Source organism: Sporosarcina sp. USHLN248 (assembly GCF_037144575.1).
GTDB classification, from domain to species: domain Bacteria; phylum Bacillota; class Bacilli; order Bacillales_A; family Planococcaceae; genus Sporosarcina; species Sporosarcina contaminans.
This window is the reverse complement of record NZ_JBBCZC010000018.1, coordinates 19,160-44,842: the sequence shown is the minus strand read 5'-3', so window position 1 is coordinate 44,842 and position 25,683 is coordinate 19,160. Positions and strand designations below refer to the sequence as shown.

The following is a 25,683-nucleotide window of genomic DNA, read 5'->3' as shown; positions in this document are numbered from 1 at the left end:
AAATTTTTGGTATTGAGAAGGGATGCTCCTCAACAAAAGATCAAGCAAGCGAACTTTATTCTGTTTTTTATGAGTATAGAGTCAATTGAATTAACTGTCAACAGGTATTTTCATACTTTTATAAATTTGAAACTGGTTATAAGCATCTTTCATCGCCATCACAATAGCTTTCTTCCCTAATCCAAAATATCTTTTTTCAAAAATATCTATTTGCTCCTCGATTCCTTCTCTTAAACAATGCCCTACAAAGATTGTATTAATAAAGTCTGTGCACATATTTGTAATGAATGTACTTGAAGCATTAATAATTTTGTCTGTCCTTGGATCAACCTCAAAACCGACCCCCATCACTCCATACAAATTTTTAGCTGCCATCCCATCAGGGAGACGTGAATATCCAGTACAAATAATTGTATCTTGCGGTTTCAAGTTAATCCCCCCAAAAATGTATTAGCTAAATCACTCGATTTATTTTATAATTCCGAACCTCGAGATAATAATACCACAATTCAGAACATCAGTAAATATAGAAATTTAATAATTGAGATTATTATATAACAACTAAATGTTATTTCTTAGACGTGCGACTGACAGTGGAAATTCTTCTTGAACTTGTAAACATAACACTGAAAATATGTAATGAATAAACCTTAAAAAATCCAAATCAATTCGTTCTCTCTAAAAAAAGACGTACTGAATTATGAAATAGGTAAAAGTCTTTTTATCACCAGTTATTTATGAAACCAATTTTATAAAGACGGTCTCCCATTCAAAAGGAAACCGCCTTCTTATATATACGAATACACGTTTCAATTGTTAAATAACATTTGTGCATCTATTATTTTATTTGTATATTTTTATGCTAAACCTGCCACTTCCTTCAATATGTCCAGTTAGTGTACATCTCCATTATGATTTCTTTTTAATAGGAAACCAAAGTTCCATCTTCATATGGTCGATCTCTGTATCATCAACATCATCATGGTATACTTCTAATCCATAGTCAGCGGCAATTTGATATTCTGATTGGTCGATCCACCTATAAAGTGCATCATACAGATTGCCAGCTTCCCCTTTCGGTCCTTCATATGTTGTAATTGCGTACATATTGTCAGGGAATTCGACACCTTCCATTCCTTCTGGCGGGTTCGATAAATCATCCACTTCCACACATGCAATCCATGTAAAAGGATCTGTATCCGGATTGTAGTTTGGTGGATCCATATAAATTCCATATCCAACTGTTGGATTGATTCGATTGTTAATTTCATCGACTCTTTTATTGAAATCGTCATGTAAAGTAGTAATCAACTTTTTCCTTCGCTCATCACGCAATAAGACAGACAACTTCATTCCCATCACTTTGAAGGTACTTTTACTTTCTGTTCGAATATCCATATTCTTTCTTCCTTTCTTCCCTTTTTTATTCATAATGGAAACTGTCCTTTTACAATGAATTTTTCAATAGAATACTTCTTCAGTATCAATTCCTAATAGGTATGGTAATTTGCAGGCGGAATAAATCACTATAAGCTTGACGAATGCTGCTCTATTATTTAATGACAGGAATCATCATGTCAAACTCAGGATACGGATCTTGGATCATAGGGTATTTTTCAAAACGGGTTAACCCGTCAGGATTCGTTTCTTTATATTGATTTTGATGAATCCAGCGATACATATTGTTATAGGATTCCTTCAAAGTCTGCCCTTTATGATGCTTGCATTCAGCATACGTGAAACGTGGAACTGAAATGATTTCCATTCCATCGGGGATCTGCTCCGTCAACTTTACTTCCACGGCTGAATCATGAACATATGTTTCTCCTCCTTGCTGGGCATGGAAGGATATGTCGAGAAGAACTTCCGAGTTTACCAAAGTATTGATATCACCAATGCGTTCTATCATTAATTGCTATACAGCGCAAATCCCGCCGGCGCCCGCATCAGCAAATGTTCCTTCCCATTTTATTCCGATCGCCTGAAATGCGCTTTTGATCGTTAAAGAAATATCATTTTTTGTGTCATCAATCTTTTCTCCTTCAATTATTCGATGCATCACATTGCACGTTGAACCGATTTCCGTCAATATCGGTAAAGTCTAAAAACAAATTTCCTTGCCCATCATCGTCTATTTCTGTCACTTGAATACCATAGGATTTTAACCGTTCATACAATTGATAGATATCTATCGTTTGCAACCCGATAACCCCATGTTCCCGTCCATTTTGCTCAAACTGAATAGGGCTTGCATCCTTCGATTCCAGCAAAAACAGCATCTGCCCTGAAGAAAAATTCAATTGAGCTAATTTCTCGTTTTTCATATGCCAAATAAATTGCAATTCCAATACATCCCTATACCAAGCAACCGAACGTCTAATATTTTTTACTGGAATTTGTACATACATAATTTGCTCGATCATTTTGAACCTCTCACCTTTAATTTTCTCTTCAGCAATCCTTTATGAAACAGGAGGCCAACCGCTCCAAATATCGATTTTGTTGCCATCCATATCATAGACATAAAAGTTTTTACCACAATCGTCATTGTCCACAATCTCAGTGATAGTTGCACCATTTGCTTTCAAAGCCTCATATAAACGTTGAAAATTGTTTACTTCCAAAGTGATTGAGCACTGTTCTGTTCCATTAATCTCCGTAAAATTTGCATTGACTGCATTTTTGCTTTTAATTAAAAAGATAGATTGTCCTGAGTTTAGGACAAGTTGTGCTTGATCTGCATCCTCTTCAATCGGCCCCATTGTCTTCAATTGCAAATGCTCTTCATACCATTTCGCGGATGCCTTTGGATTGTTGACCGGCAAATAGATCGTTTCAATCTTTTTTACGATTTCTCCCATTTATTCATCCCCCATTTTGACATACTATAAGTACTCATTTAATGAACAAAATGCTCTTTATATTTTAATCTCCCTTCCCGTATTAAAATAGTACTGCTTGAACTCAAAAGAATGATGCTTTCTTATGTAGTTAAATTATCTATCTAACTTTGATTATACAAAGTATATTGACTAATCTAATAAATTTGTCATATAGTAGAATTTAATACGGAATTGTTATTTGCGAGAAAATAAATAATGAGTACAAGGAGAAAATCCATGAAAGATTATGGTAGGACGATTCGAAAAATTAGAGAGGAAAAAGGATATACGATTCAGCAATTATCAGAAGGGATTTTATCTACTTCCTTTTTGTCCAAATTTGAACGTGGAAATTCAGACATAACTGTAAGCTACTTTTTTAAAATTTTAGAAAAACTCTCCCTTTCGTACGATGAATTCCTATTCGTCCATAATGATTTCAACCTTGATAATTTCGAAGTCTTTTTTGATAAAGCAGACCAAGCTTACGTCAGTCGGGATCTTTCCCAACTACAAAATTTAAAAGAAATTCACTTGGAAAAATGGAGAACTACTAATATTGCAGCATATCGCTGTAACACATTAGCATTAGACGTTTTAATAAGTATTTTAAAAGACGAATTTGTGAGCGAAAAAGAAGCCGTTGCATTTTTATTTGATTACCTTTTTAAAGTAGAAGTTTGGGGGTATTATGAATTGCGGTTATATAGCGCCACAATGTTCCTTATGCAACCAGAAATGGTTTTAACACTTTCCGAAACAGCCTATACAAAAAGCATTTATTTAAGAAAGCTCTCAAAGGTAAATCAAATTATTATCTATATCCTTTTAAATACACTCACGTATTTATTGAGACATAAGAAATATTTAAGTGAATGCAAAGTATTCATAGGATATTTAGATGAAATTTCGATCCCGGAAAAAGATCTTCTTTCACGCAATCATTTACTATACTTGCAAGGGATTTACGAAATACAAAAAGGTAATCAAGAGAAAGGCATAGAAGTCGTTCAGAAAGCGATTTCCATGTTTAGGGAATTAGGTTCAACGGGTCTCTTAATTGAAAGAGAAAATTATTTGAAAATCATTTTGAAGAACAATGAACGTTAAGAAATGGTTAGGATATTTGTTCAAAATGGAAGACGCTCATTAAACAAATGAAAGCCAGTCAACACCATAACGACTGGCTTCATTTTTATATTCAACACACTCGTTTCGTTATCAACGAAAGGTAATTCACACTCTCACCCCCAACTCTCCAACCTCCCCCTCAACTTCTTCAAAATTCTCTCCCTCCGTTTCTTCACCCCCGCCACACTGATGCCGATTCTCTTGGCACACTCAGCTTGGGTGCATTTGTCAAAGAATAGCCATTGCAACAATTGCCGTTCTTCCTTTGTTAAATTGCCTAAAGCATGTGGAAGAAGGGCAATCGATTCGTTTTCTTCTACCTCTTCCCCACCGATTTCTCTAATTAATATTTCGTCTTCTGTCGGCATCGTACGCTCTTCCACACGGCTTTCTTTTTTCATTTCATCTAACATTGCGCCGCGAATGGATCGGTATGCGAAAGGCGTAAAATTTCCTTTTTCCTCGTCATAACGCGTCCAAGCTTGCCAGAGGGCTACTCTGCCTACTTGCCGATACTGTTCATGGTCTCGGTAAATATGCAATTGGCGAATGCATGCGGAAATCATTGGTTCATATTGCGTTAACACGTCTTCAAAATTCAACACGTAGTTGACCTTTCCGATCGTGCACGATTCAGTTTATTCCCGGGTGTCTTCATCGTAGAGGGAAGTACGATTGAATACCAATTCGCATTCGAGACATTTGACATACTAAACGTCCACTATAGACAGGTGAAAAGAAATAGTTTAATGATAGAATCTTGAAATTAATATGTATTTTTGTACTACTCGAATAAATTGTATGATACTATATAAATATGTGGTATTAAATGAATAAGTTTGTAAATAAGGGAGGATCAGTATGAAAGATTACAGTTTATACCTTGATCATCGAGCATTGGCACTGCAACATGTCCATACCGGTGAATACTTGTCCGAAATTGTTACAACTCATGGAGTCTATCACTCAAAGTTAAGCCCTACCACATTGCTTAATCGGGCATGCCTTCGCAATCACTCTTCAATGAAAGGTCGCGAGGAGGCTGTTCGAAAAGTGTTCGGTTTCGTACAGAAGCCGCCATTCCTCATCTCGGAAGATGTAGGCGTATTTCCGATCATGTCATCCGAACATCCGGAGTGCACTTGGATTTTCAGTCACTTCTTCAATATGGAGGTGCTTGGAAAGAAAAGAACAAAGCTCATTTTCATTGACGGCACGGAGATTATCGTTCCTGTTTCCCATGACGTTGTTATTAAACAGAAAACAAAGCTGCATACGCTTCTTAGCCATAGCTATCAATTAAAACAAGCTTACTTCGCTGATTATCCGCACTCATTCGTAATGGAAAGAAGCGACACAACCTATTCAACGTCCAGCAGTAAAAAGAAAAGAAAAAGGTAGCTACGAAAAACAACCAGCCATCCTTACGAAAATTTCGTCGGGGAGGTTGGTTGTTTTTTTATATCTATTTATTACACTTCAAAAAAATGTTCGAATCAGTATCCCTTTTGAACCCTCCTCTCTATATAGAAAGTAAAGGGGGAATGAAACATGACACATTATTTAAAAGCATACGCACGCTTCACTACAATTGAGGAATTGGACGCAGCAGCAGAGCAACATCTCTTCCGTCACTATGATCATTTAACGAAATCGGATCGCCAAGTGCTGGACATCATCCGCCGCTACTCTGTGAAATACGGCGCAGCACATTTAAAACATTGTACGATTGAAGAGGCAATCGGAAAATCCAACGTCACTGTAAGACGCGCAATCCGCAAATTAGTCAAACTAGGCATCATCGAAAAAGTTCACTATATCCGTCCTGTCATGAGCGGGTTAGGAGCTAATATTTACATTATTTTGCCTGTCGATGACCATGGGAAAATGAACGATCGTAACAATGGCAACAAACCGCATAACGACACGGAAAAAGACAAAGAAACAGAGGACGAAGCTTTTCTTTCTAAATCCTTACAAAATAAAGATCTTAAAACCACGTCTCCTATGGAACTATCAAGGTTTTCCACAAGCCTTTTTAGCAAAATGAAAAAATTGCTTGCCCGGACGATCGGCAATACAAAAATAGCCCGTGAACTGTTTGGAATCCATAGGGCCATTTCGGGAGGCATGCTAAAGTTTGATATTTACAAAGAGGACAAGCATGTGTTTGAAGAACTATCATACCGTGCACTGCTAATTACAGTAATGGCGACAAAACGAAAAGCGATCCGCAACTTGCCGGGATATTTCAAAGGTGTGCTGGAAAAATTGATTGACGAGACATACTTCAACGATATTTTTATGCTATTTGATGCACCAGTTGAATATAGTGATCGTATCCTCTAAATTATCCCATTATATTATATTTTCAAAGTGATTTTTTATCAACAAACCCTCCGATACTTCACAAATAGCTTTAAATATCAAACAATTTACAACTGTCACCATCTTGGAACATTGTAAAAATTATAATATTCCTATAGCATTTTAAAGCGCTTACATGTTATTCTTTATATAGTAAGGAGGGTTTATATTGTCAAAATTAACAAAACAACAAATGATTGATAGCGCTCCGCAAACAGGGTTCTTCGGACACCCCAAAGGGCTATTTACGCTATTTTTCACTGAATTTTGGGAACGCTTTTCGTATTATGGGATGCGCGCGATCCTTGTATTCTATATGTACTATGAAGTTACAAAAGGCGGGCTCGGATTAGATAAGACCGTCGCACTTTCAATCATGTCGATTTATGGTTCACTTGTTTACATGTCTGGAATTATCGGTGGATGGTTAGCCGACCGAGTCTTCGGAACGACCAAATCCGTTTTCTACGGCGGTATTCTCATTATGTTAGGACATATTGCTTTGGCGATTCCAGGCAACTTGGCACTATTCTTCACATCAATGGTACTGATCGTACTCGGAACAGGTTTATTGAAACCGAACGCTTCCAGTGTTGTCGGAGACTTGTATGCAGAAAACGATAACCGCCGTGACGCCGGGTTCAGTATTTTCTATATGGGTATCAACTTAGGGGCATTCATCTCTCCGCTCATTACAGGTGAATTGATGAAGACAAGCTTCCACTTAGGGTTTGGTGTGGCAGCTGTCGGAATGTTCTTCGGTTTAGTCGTATTCGCTATGACAAAAAAGAAAAACCTTGGACTTGCTGGTTCGCAAGCTCCAAATCCATTGCAGCCATCTGAGAAAAAACGTGTTTACACGATCTTCACGGCATCGGCAATCGTCATTGCAGCCTTAGTTGCAATCTCGATTCCACAAGGCTGGTTGACGTTCGATTCATTCGTTAATCTCGTAGGAATATTGGCTTTCCTAATTCCTGCAGCTTATTTTATCGTAATGTATAGAAGCCCGAAAACAAACGAGGTGGAACAGTCCCGTCTATTAGCTTACATCCCACTCTTCTTGGCAGCTGTCCTATTTTGGGTAATTGCTGAACAAGGAGCGACGATTTTAGCACTTTACGCAGATACACGGACAAATTTAAACTTCATAGGTATTGAGCTTTCACCGGCTTGGTTCCAATCGTTCTGGCCATTGTTTGTTATTTTCCTTGCACCGTTGTTCGCTGTGCTTTGGACAAAATTAGGCGATCGTCAGCCGTCCATCCCGAAAAAGTTTTCATTAGGACTGTTGTTTGCTGGGCTATCTTTCATCGTCATTTTATTGCCAGGCTATTTTGGTGGAACCGATACGCTCGTTAACCCGCTTTGGTTAGTGCTTAGCATTTTCTTCGTGGCAGTCGGAGAATTATGTCTCTCCCCTGTCGGTCTATCAGCAACTACGAAGTTAGCGCCAGCCGCTTTCTCAGCACAAACGATGAGTTTATGGTTCCTTTCGAATGCTGCAGCACAAGCATTAAACGCACAGCTCGTTAAGTTTTATTCCGCAGAAACTGAAGTGCTTTACTTCGGTTCAATCGGTGGAGCTGCAATACTTTTCAGTATCGTGCTATTCCTTATCTCGCCACTAATTCAGCGATTTATGAAAGGCATTCGATAGTTCATAACAAAATATGCTATACGAAACACCTCTCAAGACGGTTGAGGTCACCGAGAAAGTTCACTTGAAAGGGCTCCATCAAAAAATGTTGATTTGCGTTCCAAGCGGACACTTTCCGTGGGGCGGGCGGAGAGCCAATCAAACAGCGCAAGGTTTGATTGGCATTATTTCTGCGCCTTTGGCAGAAATAATGCATCCGTTTCTGTGCTCGTACCGCTCCGCTTTTATTCACAAAGTCCGTTCCATGTATCGGCTTCGCTTATCCCACAGGAGTCGCCGCTCTACACTCCAATCAACAGAACTAACCTCAATAAAAAGAGAATATAGAAATGTGAAGACAAAGCGATCCACTTCCTTTCATCGGGAAATGGATCGCTGTTTGATTGCATAGATAACAGATTAAAAATTAAACTATAGTTACTCTATCATTCAATTATCATGGTACATTTGAATAAACCTTTTAACAATTACCCCTGAATAATATTGATCAAATCATAAAAATAATATTTACGATTCCGCTTCCGATCATCTCCAAATACCATTCCTAACTGCTCTAATTCCTGTAGTCCTGATCTTACTGTCTGCTGTGTAAGACCTGTATAATTAGCAATTTGAGCAGCATTTGTAATAGGTGAGTGAAATAATGTACCCCATACTTTTCTTGTAGAATTCTTAGTGATTCGCTTGACACCTTCTTTGAACAACTGTTCAGCGCGATCCAATTTTTCATACTGATGATCTGCCATCCGAATGGTTGCATCCATAAAAAATACGATCCAACCTTCCCAATCCGGATTTTTCCTGCCTATATCACGGATACCATTGAAACTTGTAAGGTAAAAAATACAATGAAATTAAACTTACTTTGCTGTGCAAATGATACACTACGTAGTGAGATAAAAAATAAGTACATTACTAATTCTACTTTGTTATTAGAACCGTTCAAATCGCGGATAAATAGGTAAAAACGATGCTATTTCAGCTTTTAGAATGATAAGATAATATAGTGTAGAGAAGGGGTGAATTGATTTGAAGAAATACTATACGCTATTGTTTATAAGTTTATTTGCGCTTGTCCTGGTCGGCTGTTCAGATCACATTAAAACAGTTGACACCAAAGAGGCGGAAGCAATTGACGTCTCGGATTATTTCCCGCCAATCGGCATGATGAGAACATATAACCAATACGATCCCGACGGAAAAACAGTTGAAGCGATCGATACAGTAAATTTATCGATCAACTCTGACGGGCCAGACACAGTGTACATTCATGAGAAAGGCGGAATGGCTTCCGAGTCCATTAAGGAATACGCCGTTAACGAAAAGGAAGTTCGGCTCGTTTATGTCGTCAATGCATTGAAAAATGAAGAAACGGCTATTGTAGAACTGTCCAACAAACCGAAATGGGAAAAGAATGACAGCGACAAATCAATTAGTTATTTGACTGCAACCGGCTTGACTGTTGAAGTTCCGGCCGGCAAATACGACAATGTAATTGAAGTGACGACCGTCATCCCAAATGACAAAAAGGGTCGCAAAACTGTACATTATTATGCGCCTGAAATCGGTCTCATTAAAACGGTATTCGGCTTTGAAGACGGAGACAACTTTACATTTTCCGAGTTAAAGTCTTTGGAAATGAAAGAAGATACAAGCGAGGCAGATCATCAAGTTAAACAAGATGAAGAAACAACAACCGATGCAACAGAAGATGAGGAAACTACGAGTGCAGATGCAAAAGAAGGCGTCTATTCGAATAAGCAATACGGATTTTCATTCGAAATGCCTGCCGACATGTTGAAACGATTGACTGCTGACACTGGCTCTTGGGATTCTGACGCTATCGCAACAGTCGATTTCACTTTCACCGATACAGACCGGTCAATTGAACAAAGTCTCTTCAGCATTATCGTTTTTGAGAATGATGGCAATGCTGACAACTGGGAGCATACCGTTTACAAATACGTCGGCTCAAATGATTCCTACATATTCGCCTATACAATGTCGAGCGAACCGAATGAAGAGATGTTGAAGCCGGAAAATGAAGATTTGTTGAAGAAAGTGCAACAAATTGCAGAAGTATCCCGGCAATCGATGGAGACGTTTGAGGCAGAATGAATGATGAGGATCGGCATGTGGATTTAGCACATGCCGGTTTTTTATTGTGAAAAAACGTTGCTTTTATAGGATTGGAGGCTCTTTGGGAAACCCCTCCCACAGAGCCTTAGCTGTTCTGCAAGAAACACTAAAACGGACTTTTTTAATCGCAAATACCTTCAATGTCTAGATATCCGTTCGCTCCATCCCCTTCAGCTCCATAAAAAGAAGCACCGACCCAAGTCTTCTGGTATGGATATCGTCAAAAACATCCAAAAAAACTGGAGGTGCTTCCTATAAACTTTGAAGTCCCTTGCTTAGGCATCACAACGGATCATCAACAGCTGTTGTTAGTCAAATGACCTTAGATTTTCGCCACTCTCTACAAATCTTCACGAGTTCGATCAGCTTCGAATTACAATCGAAACTTTCCAACCGCCTCTTGTAATTCTTCAGCCATATAGGATAACGAAGATGCCGACGATGCGATTTCTTCCATAGAGGCTAATTGTTCCTCTGTCGCGGCTGAGACATCCTGACTTTGATAAGTCGTTTTGTTAGCTATTTCATCAATTGCTCGAACGGCCTCCACTACTTGTTCTGTTCCTTTCGTCATTTGCTCAATTGATTCCGATACTTCTTGAATTTGATGAGAGACATTATACACAAATTGCTGGATCTGTTTAAATGAATTCCCTGCATCGTTTACAACATTAATGCCCTTTTCAGTCTCTTCTGCCCCTTTATTCATGGACGCCACTGCTTGTCGTGTATCCCCTTGAATGGAAGAGATAAGGTGACGAATGGTCTCCGTTGATTTTGCCGACTGCTCCGATAGCTTTCTCACCTCATTTGCCACAACTGCAAAGCCTTTTCCATTTTCACCGGCTCTTGCCGCTTCAATGGCTGCATTTAAAGATAAAAGATTGGTTTGGTCTGCAATATCAGATATTACATTCACAATTTGATTAATTTCCTCTGAACGTTCTTCTAATGAATAAATGATTTTTCCTAAATCCGTAACAGACTCATTAATGGATTGCATTTGTTCAACAGATAGTTGTATTGCCTGTTCTCCATTCCTTACAATGTATAGTGCTTCATTGGACGTGCGAGAAACGTTTTGGGAGTTCTCTTCAATTTGATGAATTCCTAAAGACATTTCTTTTACAACTTCAGTTGTTTGTTTTACCATTTCTGTTTGCTGCTCCGTACCGATTGCCACTTCTTGAATTGCATTCGCAACCTGTTCTGTCGCTTGACTGTTTTGTTCTGAGCTTGCATTCAACTCTTCTGAAGAAGATGCCAATAGCTCCGCCTTTTCACCAACGTTCTGAAGCAACTGACGCAATTTAAAGGACATCGTATTATACGCCTTTGCTAATTGACCGATCTCATCCTTCGATTCAGTCAAATGAGTCTCCTGAATGTTCCCATCCGCGATGCTCAAAGATAATGCAGTGACATCCTTTAACAAAGTTATTTTCTTTCTAATCGCCAAATAAAATACGGTAATGCTGATTAAAATAATAATAAGTGTACCAACGACAATAATCGTCTTCACAATGGCCAAATCTTCATAAAACTCATCTTCAAATACAGTAATTCCTATATACCAATCCCATGGCTCAAAATGTTCCATATAGGTGATTTTTTTTCTTGTCACGCCGTCGTCACTATTAAAATCATCAAAATAGACATAGCGATCCTCTATATTTTCAGCAAGCGAACCTTTTACCATCTTTTCTCTATTGGTCGTATCTTCCGGAATATCTCCGACTGGATTACTTGGATGAACTTGGGAAGAAAAATTTCCATCATACCCTAAGATATACCCTTCTCCCTTATACAGAAAGTGAGACTTCTTATAATCATGTTCTCCATTTTCAAGCTTCGGTCCACTCAATAGGATTCTCGCTTCATCTTTCGCTTCTTCTAAACGAATGCTACCATTTTCCACCTGTTTATTGATTGCTTCTAATGTCGCAAAAGAGCTATTTACGATATGATATAATTCTTGTTTCCCTGCATTAATCAACTGATTTTTAGCAACATAATAGCTAATTGCCCCAATAATAGATACTGAAAACACAATAATAACAGTGAGTAATGATAACATTTTTACAGAAATACTATGCCACCGATTTTTCACAGCTCACCCTCCTTAAATCTCCAAGTATTCCACTAATGTCCATATCCATCACCTAATGTTTGTAGTATATAAAGGTAATAAAAATAGAAACTACCGTTTTTCCTGATTCTTTTATTATGCAATCAGACATGTTTTACAATCGTTTCATATTGCATTAGTGATATTGTTTATATCGACTGATTAATATAAAATTATAGTCTTTTCGACACACATCGCTTTTTCATAGTTTTGGTAATTAGAAGGATCAGCTTGTTGACAAACGCTCGCATACTGCGTTGCTCGTCTCGCTCGTCCCCTCATGAACCTAAGTTCTATTCGGGTCTTCGCTCGACTTCGCGCCTTGTCTGACAAGCGTTTTCAAGCCAAGCTGGGCAAACACCTATCTCATGACTACAAACCTTAAAAGAACATATATTTTTTCTAAAAACATTTGCTGATCATTTACAGTGTTCATTCCCTTATGATAAAATCAATTTCAAAAGTTTGATAATTATAAAAATAATAAGGAGGGAACTTATGGGGAGATTAATTCATTTTGAAATTCATGTAGATGACATGGAACGTGCAAAGAAGTTTTACGGAGAGGTGTTTGGCTGGTCCTTTCAAGATTGGAGCGATTATGCAGGCATGCCGTACTTTGGGGCAGTTACGGGCGATGATGCTGAAGTAGGTATTAACGGCGCTTTAATGAAGCGACAAAGCGCACCTCCTGAGGTTGGTCAAGCCTTAAATGGGTATGCATGCACAATGGCTGTGGAAGATTATGACGTTACAGAAGAGAAGATTTTAGCAAATGGCGGCGTAGTAGCCAAATCGAAACACGCCCTCCCTGGATTGGCGTGGCAAGGGTATTATCACGACACGGAAGGCAATATTTTCGGGATTCATCAACCCGATGAACATGCGAAGTAAGGTAAAGAAGTCCCCTCGTTTACTACAGCCGAGGGGACTTTCTGTCATTTTAAATGTTTATCAAAAAACTCGATCATCGCATGATAAAATTCAATGCGGTTTTCTTCATTTTGGAATCCATGTCCTTCATTTTCTTTTAACATGTATTCAACATCGATGCCTCTCTTCTTCAAAGCTTCCACGATTTGATCGGATTCAGCCTTGTTGACACGAGGGTCGTTTGCACCTTGCGCGACAAATAGAGGTGTTTTAATTTTATCGGCATGGAAAACCGGAGAAACCGCTTCAAGCAATTCCTTATCCTCTTCTGGATGGCCGACTCGTTTGTATAGATCGTTTCTCATCGTTTCCCAATATGGCGGGATCGTATCGAGTAATGTAAAGATGTTTGAGACGCCGACATAGTCTACAGCTGCCGCATATAAATCCGGAGTGAACGTAATGCCCGCTAATGTCGCATAGCCTCCGAACGAAGCCCCGTAAATGCCGATCCGATCAGGATCTGCAATGCCTTGATCGATTGCCCATTGGACGCCATCTGTAATGTCATCTTGGATTTTCAAGCCCCATTGCTTATTCCCTGCATCCGTGAATGCTTTTCCGTATCCAGTGGAGGAGCGGAAGTTTACTTGGAGAACCGCATAACCACGATTGGCAAGGAGTTGTACTTCCGGATTATACCCCCATACATCACGTGCCCAAGGGCCGCCATGCGGGTTGACGATCAACGGCAATTGCTCTGGCTTCTTATTCTTCGGCAATGTTAAATAGCCGTGAATCGTCAAGCCATCTCGGCTTGTGTACGAAATCGGATGCATATCTGCAAGCGTTTCCCGGTCTAACCACGAAGCCAATTCTGTCAGTTTAGTTAGTTCTTCCGTTTCTGTATCGTAATAATAATAGGTGCCATATTCCTTGTCACTTGACACGGAAATAATAAACTTCGTCAGTTCTTTATTGTAATCTTCAATAGACAATTCACTTTCACTTACGTTCAATTCATCCATTAAATTATTAAAGAGGTTTTCGAATTTTTCATCGAAAAACACGTAGTGAAGTTTATCCGTAAAATAAGCACCTGCTAATATGGCATCTGTCGTGGAGTGATAAAAAACGCCTGTAACATCGACGTGGGGGTTAGAATAAAGAACTTTTTCATTTCCCTCCAGGTCAAGGACGACTAATTCAATTTTATCGCGCTCCTTATTAGACAATGCATAAATGGATTTGTTATCTTTCGAGAATGCAATGGGTGAAACCATATCTCCCGCTTCCGTTTGGACAAACGGTTTAAATTCATCCTCTTCCGTTTCGCGGTAGAGAATTGTACTATCCACCCCATCTGATTCAATCGCAATTCGAATTTTACCTTCATGATCAGCGAGCCATCCAGCAATATTGCCTGGGTTTTTTGCTACATGATCTAATTCGCCGGTTTTAATATTGAGTCGATACACATCATAGACAGTCGGATCTTCTTTGTTCATTCCAATGAGAATTTCATCTTCGACATCCGTTAAATTGCTAATTAATTGAACACGAACACCTTCATATGGCGTCAAGTCACGTTCTTCCTGACCGTTGAAGCTGGACGAATAAATATGGTAGTTTTCATCACCGCCATTGTCTTTTACGTATAAAATGTGGTCGCCCTTCCAAAAGGATGCTGCGATATCCCGATCTTTTGAGCTTGTTACACGAATCGGCTCATCCTCACCATTCATCTTTTTAACAAAGACATTCATACGATTTTCCCACTCGGAGCTATATGAAATGTACTCTCCATCTGGTGACATCTCGAAACCGAAATCCCCAGGGTTCTTCATGAAATCTTCTACCGAAATTTCACTGACCCCTTTATTATCGATTCCTTTTAACATGTATTGTTTAGCGTTCTCAAGAATGCTTTCCATTTCTTCTGCTGTAACGGTTTCATCCGCTTGACTATAAACTTTTAAAAGCCCATGAATCTTTGCGGATTGCATGTAGTCAGAAATCGTCTCTTCCTTTTCCTCAATGCCAAGAGCCCGGACTAATACTTTAGAAATGTCGCCTTTCGTAATATCCTTTGTAGAGCCTACTTCAGTGTCCCCAGTCCAACGCTTTACAATTTCCTCTCTCATTTCTTTCGACCCGTGTTGATACGTCAGTACGTCCAAAGCAGATTGGATAAAATCGTCTACGGATACAGGAGCCTCCGCTTTTACATTTTCGGCAACACGAACAGTTTCCCGATCGATGGTCCGAATTGAGTCGTTCGCTTGAGCACCTATTGGATAAGTCACTATAAGCGCTGAAGCCATTGCTGCAAGTAACGCTTGTTTTTTCACTGGTAAAATCCCCCTTCAACTGTATTACTTACATAGTACACATATACAATAAAGAAAGTCAACTGAGTAAGTAGACTTTTATAACAATTACGAAATGAGTGGAGAATGGTTTCATTTAAAATGGAAATTTTTAGATCGGGAAGTTTGTAGAAGTAAAATGTTAGTATTTTTCTTAAGCGAAAAAGTATGTATGCAAACATCGGTTATGGATGTAAATAATCAAATGTAGGAAGGCTGACCCTTTCAAGAACCTGTTCACTGTTTTTGACTTATCAATAAACGTTTTCCCATTTGCTCAATATGTTGTAGCCAAAAGGTATAAATAATATCGACAAAAACGCTTGGATACACTTCCAGGCGTTTTAAGGTACTCCCCCTATCCCCGTTTCTCCGGAAAAGCTATAATAAAAGTATTATTCCATAGAACAATTAGGAGGGATAAAAACGTCATGATTTCTGTAAAACATGTAAAAGACGCGAGAGAACGAATTAGCGGTATAACCCCTACCACACCAATTCTACAGTCAGAACAACTCTCGAAAATATGTGGGAATCAACTGTTTTTAAAATCGGAGCACTTACAAAAAACGGGTTCTTTTAAAATACGTGGAGCAAGCAATAAAGTCATCCATTCAATTGAAAACGGTGCAAAATATGTAACAGCTGCGTCATCTGGCAATCATGGCCAAGCCGTTGCCTACGTTGCCAATCAATATGGTGTTCCAGCAACAATTGTTGTTCCTGATAATGTGAGCAAGTGCAAAGTGAACGCCATCAAAGCATACAATGGCAAAGTCGAAATGTGCGGGACAACTTCTGCAGAACGTTTGCCAAGAGCACAAGCGATTGCCGATCAAGAAAATGGCGTATTCATCCCCCCTTATGACGACCCATTCATTATGGCAGGCCAAGGAACGGTTGGTTTGGAAATGTTAGAGCAAGTGGATCAGATTGACGCCATCATTGTGCCTGTTGGAGGCGGTGGACTTCTTTCCGGAATTCTGACTGCCATTAAAGAAACGAATCCGAAAATCAAAGTGATCGGCGTAGAGCCTGAGATCGCTAATGATACCTACCTTTCATTGCAAATCAAGAAAATTACCGCAATCAAGTCTACGACTACCATTGCAGATGGTTTACGAACGAACCAGCCCGGTGATCTCACCTTCCCTGTTCTTATGAAATATTTAGATGATCTTGTTCTTGTGAGCGAGGATGAAATCCGCCAAGCCTTCAGTTTCGTTATGGAACGCACGAAACAACTGATTGAACCGTCAAGTGCTACAACGATCGCTGCAGCAATGTTTAACAAACTGAATCTCCAAGGAAAAAACATCGTAACGGTTATTTCTGGTGGAAATGTTGATTTGGAAAAGATACGTCAACTAATTGTAGAGGTTGCGGAATGACAATACGCTACGAATAATTAAGAACCTAAAAAGGAATCCAGTATTTACTGAATTCCTTTTTTGGTAGTTATTCGCTAATTTTCAAGATAGGCGTAATGACTTCGCCATTTTTCGAGTCTTCAAACGCCTCATTAATTTGATCAAACGGATAGAACTTAACTAATTTATCGAATGGGAACATTCCTTGTTTGTAGTATTCAACCAACTCTGGTATAAATAGCCGTGGCACGGCATCGCCTTCGATAACACCTACCATTGTTCTACCTTCAGCCATAAGATCTTCAAAACGAGAATATCCTCTTATTACATTTTATTGCGTATGTTTCCCAAACTATATACCCTCATTAATCCGCCACTCACTGTGAACAAAAACTTACTCTTTCACACGAACATTTATTCGTTTATAATAACTACATACGAATGAAAGGAGAGGTACATATGCATTCAATAAACTTAATTCTTTTAAATTTCAACGAAGTACGCAGAAGAAGTAGAAAAGTATGGACATCGATTCCACAAGAAAAACTGAACTGGAAGCCCGACGATGAGGCAATGACTTGTTTAGAGATGATTCGGCATGTGTTAGAAAGTGAGCACTATTACCATTTAGCCATTCAAAACCGAGGCAGTTTAGAAGTGTTTAACTCTCCATTTGAAAATCGACCTTTTTCTACTGTAGATGCGGAATTGGAATTTGCAGAGCCCTTTCGAAATCAGTTCATAGAAACGATTCAAACCTTTTCAGAAGAAGATTTATCTAGCATTACAATTGATCGTTCTGATACGGGATACATAAGAAGCTTGGGGGACATGCTGCTAAGAGTCGCCTATCATGAATCAATTCATACCGGCCAATTGTTAGATTATTTACGAACGGCAGGGATCCCAAGAGTTAATATTTGGGATTAAATGATCTACCTTGGATGCTATGCATTTTTGCGATTACACTATTTTAACCGGAGGCTCCTACAATGAAATCCAACGACTTACAAACTTCAGTTGTATTAGTTGAGTACAACGATACATATGACGAGCATTTAGTGAATTACCATTTACCAGAAGAACAACTTCAATTTACAAGTGCGCCTTTAGTGAAAATTAATAACCCGATTGTTTCTAACACTGCTAAACATATCCTGATTCTCGAAAACGATGTTCCAGTAGGTTATTTTGCTTTAGAAGATGGCGAAAAGCTTTTAAAGTATAGTAATAATCCGAATGCTCGTTTACTAACATCTTTCTCAATTGATTTTCGAAATCAAGGAAAGGGATTGGCCAAAATCGCGTTGCAGCTTTTACGTGAGTTTGTTAGAAAACACCTACCTAATACTGACGAAATTGTCCTCGGGGTTAACAAGAAAAATACGCCTGCGCACAATCTCTATTTAAAAACAGGATTTGTTGATCGGAACGAATATTATGAAGGCCCAAAAGGTCCGCAACATATTTTGCATTTGAAGGTTTGATGAGTGCTTGAAAGCTTTGGAGGGAGTATTCACCAATTGGACGAACTAGCTTAAATTTGTAGGCGTACTCATTGAAAGAGACTTCAACTCCCTATTTTGAAAAATAGTTATAATAAAATGATATACAAACGAATATAAGCCCCTTTCCCACATTTTTTGTGGAACGGGTGCTTATTTTATTCCTCCCATTTTTCTCCTCTACAATGACACAATTTTGTGGGCAAGGTTGAATTACATCGATGACTGAGTCGCTATTTTCGCTGTTGCACTATTATCCAATTGTAATCGCCTGAAAAGTAATCTACCATCTCCCTGTAATGGTTGGTTGTTTTTCCACAATTTTTTATTTTTTCTGTCTCTACTTCATCCTTTTAAGACCACTTCATGTGAGACTCCTTTTTACGGTCATAAAAGCTTTCATTTCAGTGTTTTAAGTGTATTTTAATTTCTTTTAAAATGGAAAAAATATAATCCTCTTCCAAAATAAGTTTACAGACAATTATCAATAGTCCTTGCAACTCAAAAATGATTATGCTATATTCGTAACTGTTACACATATACTTCAATTCTGAAAGGATATTCGTAATGGATGAAATTCACATTAAGATCAAGTCTTTACGGCAGGAGCGTAATCTTACGCTAAAGGAATTGAGTGAACAAACTGGATTGTCACTCAGTTTTTTATCTCAAATTGAAAGGGGTGCATCTTCCTTATCCATCACCTCACTTAAAAAGATCTCTGATGCACTTGGAATCCATATCAATTATTTCTTTATGGAAGAAAATCCACAGCAAAATTACGTTGTTCGTGCAAACGAGCATCATAGTTTTACAACAAGCTCTGGCAGCCAAGAATATACAAGACTAACAGGTACGTTCAACAACCGGAAATTGGAGCCTTTAAAAGTTGTACTGCCGCCACATATGCATGAGCAGCATTCCTTTAGCCACAATGGAGAAGAATTCTACTACGTGCTAAAGGGCGAAGTGATTTTCTATTTGAATGAACAGAAGTTTCATTTGTTCGAAGGAGATACAATCCACTATCCTTCCAGCTTGAATCACCAATGGGAAAACCCGCTTTCAACGGAAAGTATTGTTTTAAGTATCGTGACACCAATCATTTTCTAATACAGGAGTGTGAACAACATGAGAGTAGCTACAGATATCGGGGGAACTTTCACCGATTTAGTGTACGTGGATGAGAATGGGAATATCGGGATTGATAAAAGCAGTACGACTCCACCAAACTTTGAAAAGGGTGTGTTGGATGTCATCAAGAAAAGCGGTGTCGATCAGTCGTCCATCTCGATGTTCATTCATGGGACAACCGTTATCATCAATGCGTTAACGGAAAGAAAAGGGGCTAAAACAGCTCTGATTACAACGAAGGGATTCCGTGATGTATTGGAAATTGCTCGAGGAAACCGTCCGGATCTCTTTAATGTAAACTATGAAAAACCGACACCATTCGTTGAGCGATATTTGCGACGTGAAGTAGATGAGCGCATGAATTATAAAGGTGAAGTGTTGCGCGAATTGAATGCGGATGAAGTTAAAGAGTGCATTGAATACTTTAAAAAGGAAGGCGTAGAGGCAATCGCTGTTTCTTACCTCCATTCTTACAGAAACCCTGCACACGAACATCAAACTGTTCAACTAATTAAGGAACTGTGGCCTGAAGTGAAAGTTACCGCTTCGAGCGACATTACACAGGAATGGCGGGAATATGAGCGGACAAATACGGCTGTGTTAAACGCATACGTGCAGCCTGCAGCTACTACTTATATTGACCGGCTTGAAAATGAATTAAAAACTCAGGCGGAGATTGATCAGCGATATATCATGCAATCGAACGGCGGTACAACTAAGTTCGATAAAGCGAAAGAAGCACCGATTAATATGGTTGAATCCGGACCGGTCGCTGGTATTTTTGGCGCAGCTGTTTTAGGTGAAATGATCGGAGAAAAAAATATCATTGCGTTTGATATTGGCGGAACGACAGCCAAATGCTCACTGATCGAAAACGGAGAGGTGAAAGTATCCACGGATTATTACATCGAAAGAGATAACCGAAGTGCTGGCTATCCAATTAAGACACCAGTCGTCGATATTGTTGAAATCGGTAATGGCGGCGGCTCTATTGCTTGGATTGACCGGGCAGGTTCCTTGAAAGTCGGTCCGCAATCTGCGGGTGCCAACCCAGGTCCTGTCGCTTACGGTCAAGGCGGAACTGAACCGACAACGACAGATGCAAATCTGCTCACCGGACGGTTGTCTCCAAAGAATTTTGATTATAACGTAAATTTAGATGCCGTTCGCTCTGCAATTGACACAAAAATCGGAAACCATTTTGGAATTTCACCTGAGGAAGCGGCTCTCGGCATCATTCGGATTGCCAACTCCAATATGCTGAATGCGCTGAAATTGATTTCAATTCGAAAAGGTTACAATCCGCAAGATTTCACATTGTTAGCTTTTGGTGGCGGTGGCTCCATGCACGCACCGGCATTGGCACTTGAACTTGGCGTTAAAAAAGTAGTCGTGCCGATTGCGTCACCTGTCTTCTCCGCATGGGGCATGCTCATGACCGATCTTCGTCACGACTATATTCAAACGTATATTAAGCGGATGAACGATTTGGCACCGGAAGAGATTGATCGCCAGTGGGAAGAGATAGAACGCAACGCATTGCAGCACTTCAGCGAAGAAGGTATGGAAGCGGAAAATGTAGAGTTCCACCGTTTTGCCGATATGCGTTACCTTGGACAAGAACATACCGTGAAAGTGCCTGTTGCAAACGGCAAATGGTCGGAAGAAGTGAAAAAGCAAGCTATCGAAAACTTCCACAAGCTACATGAAAAGAACTATACATTCAAATTGGAAGATGCCCAAACGGAAATCGTCAACCTACACGTGACGGCGTTCGGGAAAGTTGAAAAACCGATCATTTCCAAAATTGAACGAACAAGTTCATTGGCAGAAGCGAAAAAAGAAGACCGTGACGTCTATTACGAAAATAAAGGCTGGGTTCCAACACCTGTCTACGACAGAGACAAGCTGCCGACAAACGAAGTGATTGCAGGACCTGCGATAATCGAAGAAAAAGCGGCAGTCACGGTCATTTATGAACAGCAAAAGCTCTATTTGGACGACTACGGCAACATTATCATCGAAAAGGAGGACAACTAAGATGACCAACACAACTAAAATCGATCCGTTCACATTGGAAATCGTAAAAGACTCCCTATTGGCCGCCGGTGATGAGATGTTCGTTGCACTAGCACGGACGTCCATGAGCCCGATCATCTATGAAGTGCTTGATTATGCAAGCGGCCTAACCGATGCGAAAGGAAACCTCTTAACACAAGGAAATGGCGTTACGGGATTCATCGGCATGCTAACGTTCATGGTAAAAGAAACATTGAATAAATATCCGGGCGACCAATTGAAACCTGGCGACATTATTATCATTAATGATCCGTACCAAGGCGGGGGCTCACACTTATCTGATGTCGGTCTCGTCATGCCAATTTTCTATGAAGGTGAAATCATTGCCTTCTCTGCAAATAAAGCACACTGGACAGAGGTTGGAGGCAAAGATCCAGGTTCATTCACGAACGACTCGGTCGATATTTTCCAAGAAGGTCTCCAGTTCTCTTGCCTTAAACTTTTCGATGAAGGAAAAGTGAATGATGCGATTGTTGAAATCATCCGTTCAAACGTCCGCTTCCCTGATCTTTCGCTTGGTGACATGTGGGCGCAAGTCGCTGCACTTCGAACGGGTGATCGTCGTTTGCAAGAACTGTGCGAAAAACATTCAAAAGAAACGATTCTTGCTGCGATCAACTACTTGCTTGATCATGGCGAAGAGATTGCACGTCAGGAATTGAAAAATCTTCCGAAAGGAACTTTTACTGCCGAGGACTTCATCGACACGGACGGAGTTGGAAATGGCCCTTTCCCGATTAAGGTGAAAGTGACGATTACGGATGATGAATTCATCTGCGATTTCAGAGGAAGCTCTCCTCAAGTAGTAGGCCCTGTAAACTGTTCCTATACAGGACTCGTTTCAGCGGTTCGGACGATCTTTTTGGCAATTACAAATCCTGATCAAGACGTAAATGACGGGGTTTTCCGCCCATTGAAAGTAATCGTCGATCCTAAATCCATCATGTCGGCTGAACGACCAGTTCCCGTTTCCAATTATTTTGAAACGCTGCTTGGAAGTCTCGATCTTGTTTGGAAAGCGATGGCACCGCATTTGCCGAACCGCTTGACAGCAGGCCATTTCTTATCTGTTTGCGCAGTAACATTGTCAGGCACTCACCAAGACACAGATGAGCCGTTCCTCATCGTTGAACCATCTGTCGGCGGCTGGGGAGCTTCGGACCGGAAAGACGGCGAGTCTGGACAATTTTGTATGGCCGATGGCGAAACATACAATGTGCCTGTTGAAGTTGCCGAAACGAGATACGGCGTTATGTTGGATGAATACAGTTTACGGCAAGATGGCAATGGAGCCGGGGCAGGTAAATACATCGGCGGTAAAGGAGTCATCCGTTCCTATCGTGCCATGTCAGACGGCCAAGCTGTCACTGTGACATTCGGCCGCAATCAGTTCCTACCATGGGGAATTGCAAATGGACGCGATGGTTCACCGAATGAATTTTACGTCGTCACATCAGATGGGGAAACAGACGGACCTTATGGTGTCTACCCCCGTTATAAATTGGACACGAATGACGTCGTCCGCCTCATGACTGGCACTGGCGGAGGATATGGCGATCCGAAAGAACGTCCGGCGGCTCAGGTTGCAATGGATGTAAAAAATGATTATTTCACGGTGGAAGAAGCACGTGAACATTTCTTAGTCGAAGTTGATCCAGAAACATTTGACTATAAAGAACTGCCCGGAAGATAACTATTAGGAGGCTACTAAGAATGAAGAAAAATACACCACAAGAGACAAAAGACATCGTACAAAACTTATTCCATGATCAATATCCCGGAGCGGAAGTCAAATTCGGATATGTATCGGTACCGCCTGGCGAAAGACTGCCAAGCGAAGGCACTACGTTTCATGAAGAACAAGAATACTCTTTCATTATAAATGGCACGCTGAAGGGCGAATCTGGCGGTGTCCCTTATGAAATTACAGCCGGAGAAGCTTCTTTTATCCCTGCCGGTGAGCCCCATTGGAGTGTAAATGAAGGCGATGAACCGGTAGAAATCATCTTTGCGCTCGTAAAAGCGTAAGTTCGAATTCTACAACAATGGTGCGCTCACTGCAAGACGTTCGAGAATATCCGTTCTGCGACTGTCATTTTCGGTTACCACAAGGACGAATGCCGTACAGAAATTGAATCTCTTCATCCTCTTGCAGCCGCCCATTTTGAGCAGCCAAAACCATAAGGCCGAGGCTTCTATTCGCCCCAGTCTTATGGTGGAAGGCAGCTGCGATTGCTATAACGTGAACTGACCAATTAACCAATGAATTGATAGTAAAAATGATAACACTACTGCTCGAATGCATAGTTTTTTACGGATAGGCTGAGAGCCCAACACATCTCGAAATGTGGGCAGCTCAGCTTTTTTCATACAAATTCACGCAACAAAAGGGGTGTAAGGATGGAACAACAACAAAATCAGAGCCATACAGATACAGATTTATTGGGCAAAGACAATGCGCTAGCTCCAGTCCCTGAAAATGAACGGCAACATTGGCTAACACCTGCGATGATTTTCGGAGGCTTGGAATTCACAATTCCGGTTCTCATGGTAGGTGCTTCCTTAGCGGCGAACTTCGGTTTAAGTAAAATATTTTTGATTTTAATTATTTCACTATTCGGATTCCAATGGGTTGGGAATGCACTACAAGGCTATATTGGTGCGAAAACGGGACGCTCCTCGTCCGTCATTGCCAAATCCAGCTTCGGTTCCGTCCAAGCAAGGGTTATTGTCGGTTTCACGATCTTTATCGTGTCTTTAGGCTGGTGGGCGTTACAAACTGCAGTAGCTGGCAATGCAATGTCCGCAATGTTTGGCATTGACTACCATACGAATTGGTTCGGATGGGCACTTGTAACAACGATAGCTGGATTTCTTTTCGCTCTCCCATCCATCATTGGCTATAACTCTATGAAATGGACGGATTATCTTGCAGTCCCTTCCGGCCTTCTATTAATTATCGGAGGTATCTATCTTTCTATGAAAAACACTGGATTTGATGCGATCCTGTCATGGAATCCAGAACCAAGCATGACCATTTTAGCCGCAATCAGTTTAGTAATTGGAGTCAATGTTTCCCAATGGGTAATCGCTTCTGACTACACGCGTTATGCCAAGCCGAAATGGAAAGATAATTGGTTGATCCCGAGTGGAATTGCGGTCATCGGCTTCCCTCTCTTCATCGTCGGTGCGGTCATGTCCGTCGGCGTTGGGGATGCGGACATCGTAAACGTCATGATGAACTTAGGATTCCCATTCTGGGGATTCCTCATCTTATGGCTGGCAACTTGGACATCTCAATTGGTTAATAACTACAGTATGGGACTTGCTTTGGCAAACGTGTTAAATGTAAACTCCGGCAAAGGCCGCGCTCTATTGACATTGCTTGGCACAATATTGGCTATTATCGTAGCTCTTATGGGGATTCTTGATTACTTTGAAGACTTCCTGTACTTGACCGCCCTTCTCTATCCTGCGATTGGGGGCATTATGATGGGAGACTTTTTCATCATTCGAAAACAAAAATGGGTTGAAACTCCAGGGTGGAACTGGATGGCGACAATTGCTATTATTGCAGGCGTAGCGGTCGGTTACATCACTCAATATGTATATCCTACCGGATTACCAGCAGTTCAATCACTACTCATTTCACTCATCGTTTACGTCGTTGCAATGAAAATCAAGAAAAACATTGCACCTGATCAATTCACAAGTTGATCGATTTCATCTAAAAGAAGCCGATAGAAAAAAACGAACGACTTTAAAGAAGCCTTGGCCGAAAAGGATTAAGGGAGCAATAAAAAGGAAATTAAAAACAAGCAGTCCTCTCACGTTTTTTATCGTGAGTCCTGCTTGTTCTATTAACAAAAATATTTGGCGCTATAATGAGTTAGCTCGAAAATCCTGATCCATATCAAGTTTACAAAATCGTTTAGGTTTCAACGATAATTCCCTTACGAATTATCGTTGGAGCCAATTTGGGGGTATCTTTCAAAGTCGAAGATGTAGGTGGGTTCATGATTACAACATTATATTGGGCGCAATTA

The 25,683-nt window shown here is 40.2% G+C and carries 23 protein-coding genes and 1 pseudogene; 14 read left to right on the top strand and 10 right to left on the bottom strand.

Annotated features, from left to right (window positions below):
* Window positions 1-90: 90 nt before the first annotated feature.
* From WFH04_RS09160 to WFH04_RS09140, 5 genes are all read right to left on the bottom strand, one after another.
* Complete coding sequence (locus WFH04_RS09160) at window positions 91-429, bottom strand: DUF3870 domain-containing protein (RefSeq protein ID WP_336823750.1); 339 nt, start codon at window positions 427-429, stop codon at window positions 91-93.
* 480 nt (window positions 430-909) lie between these two features.
* The gene (locus WFH04_RS09155) at window positions 910-1,398 is read right to left on the bottom strand and encodes a GyrI-like domain-containing protein (RefSeq protein ID WP_336823749.1); all 489 of its coding nucleotides are present in this window, start codon (window positions 1,396-1,398) and stop codon (window positions 910-912) included.
* A 154-nt stretch (window positions 1,399-1,552) separates the two neighbouring features.
* Window positions 1,553-1,909, bottom strand: coding sequence for a GyrI-like domain-containing protein (locus WFH04_RS09150; protein ID WP_336823748.1), 357 nt, complete (start codon window positions 1,907-1,909; stop codon window positions 1,553-1,555).
* A 133-nt stretch (window positions 1,910-2,042) separates the two neighbouring features.
* On the bottom strand, window positions 2,043-2,423 hold the full coding sequence (locus WFH04_RS09145) for a VOC family protein (protein WP_336823747.1): 381 nt from the start codon (window positions 2,421-2,423) through the stop codon (window positions 2,043-2,045).
* Between the two features lie 39 nt (window positions 2,424-2,462).
* Window positions 2,463-2,861, bottom strand: a complete 399-nt coding sequence (locus tag WFH04_RS09140) for a VOC family protein (protein ID WP_336823746.1) — start codon at window positions 2,859-2,861, stop codon at window positions 2,463-2,465.
* A gap of 258 nt (window positions 2,862-3,119) precedes the next feature.
* Here WFH04_RS09140 and WFH04_RS09135 point away from each other — a divergent pair, with 258 nt between their 5' ends.
* Window positions 3,120-3,992 (top strand): helix-turn-helix domain-containing protein, encoded by an 873-nt coding sequence (locus tag WFH04_RS09135; protein WP_336823745.1) that lies wholly within the window; start codon window positions 3,120-3,122, stop codon window positions 3,990-3,992.
* 134 nt (window positions 3,993-4,126) lie between these two features.
* Here WFH04_RS09135 and WFH04_RS09130 read toward each other — a convergent pair whose 3' ends face one another.
* Window positions 4,127-4,618: a sigma-70 family RNA polymerase sigma factor gene (locus WFH04_RS09130; RefSeq protein WP_336823744.1), complete on the bottom strand. Its 492-nt coding sequence runs from the start codon at window positions 4,616-4,618 to the stop codon at window positions 4,127-4,129.
* Window positions 4,619-4,874: 256 nt separating this feature from the next.
* Between WFH04_RS09130 and WFH04_RS09125 the strand changes: the two genes are divergently transcribed.
* The 3 genes from WFH04_RS09125 to WFH04_RS09115 all read left to right on the top strand — a co-directional run bounded on the left by WFH04_RS09125 (window position 4,875) and on the right by WFH04_RS09115 (window position 8,040).
* On the top strand, window positions 4,875-5,414 hold the full coding sequence (locus tag WFH04_RS09125) for a competence protein ComK (RefSeq protein ID WP_336823743.1): 540 nt from the start codon (window positions 4,875-4,877) through the stop codon (window positions 5,412-5,414).
* Between the two features lie 150 nt (window positions 5,415-5,564).
* The gene (locus WFH04_RS09120) at window positions 5,565-6,362 is read left to right on the top strand and encodes a hypothetical protein (RefSeq protein ID WP_336823742.1); all 798 of its coding nucleotides are present in this window, start codon (window positions 5,565-5,567) and stop codon (window positions 6,360-6,362) included.
* Between the two features lie 211 nt (window positions 6,363-6,573).
* A complete protein-coding gene (locus WFH04_RS09115) occupies window positions 6,574-8,040 on the top strand; it encodes a peptide MFS transporter (RefSeq protein ID WP_381480853.1) in 1,467 nt (488 codons plus the stop codon).
* 467 nt (window positions 8,041-8,507) lie between these two features.
* Here the strand turns inward: WFH04_RS09115 and WFH04_RS09110 are convergent, their stop codons facing one another.
* Window positions 8,508-8,804, bottom strand: a complete 297-nt coding sequence (locus tag WFH04_RS09110; RefSeq protein WP_336823740.1) for a winged helix-turn-helix domain-containing protein — start codon at window positions 8,802-8,804, stop codon at window positions 8,508-8,510.
* 265 nt (window positions 8,805-9,069) lie between these two features.
* Between WFH04_RS09110 and WFH04_RS09105 the strand changes: the two genes are divergently transcribed.
* Entirely contained in the window at window positions 9,070-10,158 is a 1,089-nt protein-coding gene (locus WFH04_RS09105; RefSeq protein ID WP_336823739.1) for a hypothetical protein, read from the top strand.
* Between the two features lie 394 nt (window positions 10,159-10,552).
* Here WFH04_RS09105 and WFH04_RS09100 read toward each other — a convergent pair whose 3' ends face one another.
* The gene (locus WFH04_RS09100; RefSeq protein ID WP_336823738.1) at window positions 10,553-12,289 is read right to left on the bottom strand and encodes a methyl-accepting chemotaxis protein; all 1,737 of its coding nucleotides are present in this window, start codon (window positions 12,287-12,289) and stop codon (window positions 10,553-10,555) included.
* 516 nt (window positions 12,290-12,805) lie between these two features.
* Between WFH04_RS09100 and WFH04_RS09095 the strand changes: the two genes are divergently transcribed.
* Window positions 12,806-13,201, top strand: coding sequence for a VOC family protein (locus WFH04_RS09095; RefSeq protein WP_336823737.1), 396 nt, complete (start codon window positions 12,806-12,808; stop codon window positions 13,199-13,201).
* Window positions 13,202-13,245: 44 nt separating this feature from the next.
* Here WFH04_RS09095 and WFH04_RS09090 read toward each other — a convergent pair whose 3' ends face one another.
* Window positions 13,246-15,531: a S9 family peptidase gene (locus WFH04_RS09090; protein WP_408020181.1), complete on the bottom strand. Its 2,286-nt coding sequence runs from the start codon at window positions 15,529-15,531 to the stop codon at window positions 13,246-13,248.
* Between the two features lie 449 nt (window positions 15,532-15,980).
* Between WFH04_RS09090 and WFH04_RS09085 the strand changes: the two genes are divergently transcribed.
* A complete protein-coding gene (locus WFH04_RS09085; protein ID WP_336823736.1) occupies window positions 15,981-16,940 on the top strand; it encodes a threonine ammonia-lyase in 960 nt (319 codons plus the stop codon).
* Between the two features lie 67 nt (window positions 16,941-17,007).
* Here WFH04_RS09085 and WFH04_RS09080 read toward each other — a convergent pair.
* Window positions 17,008-17,220: pseudogene (locus tag WFH04_RS09080) on the bottom strand (NAD(P)-dependent alcohol dehydrogenase); the annotation flags it as partial.
* A 158-nt stretch (window positions 17,221-17,378) separates the two neighbouring features.
* Here WFH04_RS09080 and WFH04_RS09075 point away from each other — a divergent pair.
* From WFH04_RS09075 to WFH04_RS09045, 7 genes are all read left to right on the top strand, one after another.
* Window positions 17,379-17,849: a DinB family protein gene (locus tag WFH04_RS09075; protein WP_336823735.1), complete on the top strand. Its 471-nt coding sequence runs from the start codon at window positions 17,379-17,381 to the stop codon at window positions 17,847-17,849.
* A gap of 62 nt (window positions 17,850-17,911) precedes the next feature.
* A complete protein-coding gene (locus WFH04_RS09070; protein WP_336823734.1) occupies window positions 17,912-18,406 on the top strand; it encodes a GNAT family N-acetyltransferase in 495 nt (164 codons plus the stop codon).
* 585 nt (window positions 18,407-18,991) lie between these two features.
* A complete protein-coding gene (locus tag WFH04_RS09065) occupies window positions 18,992-19,537 on the top strand; it encodes a helix-turn-helix domain-containing protein (protein ID WP_336823733.1) in 546 nt (181 codons plus the stop codon).
* Between the two features lie 18 nt (window positions 19,538-19,555).
* On the top strand, window positions 19,556-21,598 hold the full coding sequence (locus tag WFH04_RS09060; RefSeq protein WP_336823732.1) for a hydantoinase/oxoprolinase family protein: 2,043 nt from the start codon (window positions 19,556-19,558) through the stop codon (window positions 21,596-21,598).
* Window position 21,599: 1 nt separating this feature from the next.
* Complete coding sequence (locus WFH04_RS09055; RefSeq protein ID WP_336823731.1) at window positions 21,600-23,330, top strand: hydantoinase B/oxoprolinase family protein; 1,731 nt, start codon at window positions 21,600-21,602, stop codon at window positions 23,328-23,330.
* A 20-nt stretch (window positions 23,331-23,350) separates the two neighbouring features.
* A complete protein-coding gene (locus WFH04_RS09050) occupies window positions 23,351-23,665 on the top strand; it encodes a cupin domain-containing protein (protein ID WP_336823730.1) in 315 nt (104 codons plus the stop codon).
* A gap of 372 nt (window positions 23,666-24,037) precedes the next feature.
* Window positions 24,038-25,354: a purine-cytosine permease family protein gene (locus WFH04_RS09045; protein ID WP_336823729.1), complete on the top strand. Its 1,317-nt coding sequence runs from the start codon at window positions 24,038-24,040 to the stop codon at window positions 25,352-25,354.
* Window positions 25,355-25,683: the final 329 nt, after the last annotated feature.

Coding starts and splice junctions, on each gene's coding strand:
- WFH04_RS09085 (WP_336823736.1), top strand. CDS start 15,981: ATGATTTCTGTAAAACATGTAAAAGACGCGAGAGAACGAATTAGCGGT.
- WFH04_RS09140 (WP_336823746.1), bottom strand. CDS start 2,861: ATGGGAGAAATCGTAAAAAAGATTGAAACGATCTATTTGCCGGTCAAC.
- WFH04_RS09125 (WP_336823743.1), top strand. CDS start 4,875: ATGAAAGATTACAGTTTATACCTTGATCATCGAGCATTGGCACTGCAA.
- WFH04_RS09110 (WP_336823740.1), bottom strand. CDS start 8,804: ATGGATGCAACCATTCGGATGGCAGATCATCAGTATGAAAAATTGGAT.
- WFH04_RS09135 (WP_336823745.1), top strand. CDS start 3,120: ATGAAAGATTATGGTAGGACGATTCGAAAAATTAGAGAGGAAAAAGGA.
- WFH04_RS09120 (WP_336823742.1), top strand. CDS start 5,565: ATGACACATTATTTAAAAGCATACGCACGCTTCACTACAATTGAGGAA.
- WFH04_RS09095 (WP_336823737.1), top strand. CDS start 12,806: ATGGGGAGATTAATTCATTTTGAAATTCATGTAGATGACATGGAACGT.
- WFH04_RS09065 (WP_336823733.1), top strand. CDS start 18,992: ATGGATGAAATTCACATTAAGATCAAGTCTTTACGGCAGGAGCGTAAT.
- WFH04_RS09150 (WP_336823748.1), bottom strand. CDS start 1,909: ATGATAGAACGCATTGGTGATATCAATACTTTGGTAAACTCGGAAGTT.
- WFH04_RS09070 (WP_336823734.1), top strand. CDS start 17,912: ATGAAATCCAACGACTTACAAACTTCAGTTGTATTAGTTGAGTACAAC.
- WFH04_RS09055 (WP_336823731.1), top strand. CDS start 21,600: ATGACCAACACAACTAAAATCGATCCGTTCACATTGGAAATCGTAAAA.
- WFH04_RS09045 (WP_336823729.1), top strand. CDS start 24,038: ATGGAACAACAACAAAATCAGAGCCATACAGATACAGATTTATTGGGC.
- WFH04_RS09050 (WP_336823730.1), top strand. CDS start 23,351: ATGAAGAAAAATACACCACAAGAGACAAAAGACATCGTACAAAACTTA.
- WFH04_RS09075 (WP_336823735.1), top strand. CDS start 17,379: ATGCATTCAATAAACTTAATTCTTTTAAATTTCAACGAAGTACGCAGA.
- WFH04_RS09145 (WP_336823747.1), bottom strand. CDS start 2,423: ATGATCGAGCAAATTATGTATGTACAAATTCCAGTAAAAAATATTAGA.
- WFH04_RS09115 (WP_381480853.1), top strand. CDS start 6,574: ATGATTGATAGCGCTCCGCAAACAGGGTTCTTCGGACACCCCAAAGGG.
- WFH04_RS09060 (WP_336823732.1), top strand. CDS start 19,556: ATGAGAGTAGCTACAGATATCGGGGGAACTTTCACCGATTTAGTGTAC.
- WFH04_RS09155 (WP_336823749.1), bottom strand. CDS start 1,398: ATGGATATTCGAACAGAAAGTAAAAGTACCTTCAAAGTGATGGGAATG.